At 58.4% G+C, this 365-nt stretch carries 1 protein-coding gene; it reads right to left on the reverse strand.

Features of this window, described 5'->3' with window-relative positions; genetic code table 11:
* On the reverse strand, positions 1 to 365 hold a 365-nt coding region (locus tag ACNFHO_RS27405), incomplete at both ends, for an immunoglobulin-like domain-containing protein (protein WP_416767973.1).

The raw sequence follows: 365 nt of genomic DNA on the forward strand, positions 1-365 counted from the left end.
TACCAACGGTCAGGGAGCCCGAGTCTTTGAAGACGTCATCGCCCTGAGCAGGAGCCTTGTACTCGACTTGGGTCTGGCCCGCAGCGATGGTGACCTTGTCGCCGTTGCTCAGGGTAACGGTCAGCGGACGATCCAGTGGCTGATTCACTTTGACGGTGAAGCTTGGCTGCTGGTCTTCGGTAACATTGCCATTGCTGACGATGGTGACGGAAACCTTGTCACCCTCGTTGCCAGTACCCGGAGTGCCAGTGCCTGGCTCATCGGTGACATCGGTTTTCACTTCGCCCTGACCCAGGGTCAGCTTTTCGAAGTTATCGGCACCAGTGACGGACTCCAGCTTGTTGACGATTGCTGGCTGGCCGCCG

Origin of the sequence: Pseudomonas sp. NY15374, assembly GCF_048068255.1 — a bacterium.
GTDB lineage: Bacteria > Pseudomonadota > Gammaproteobacteria > Pseudomonadales > Pseudomonadaceae > Aquipseudomonas > Aquipseudomonas machongensis.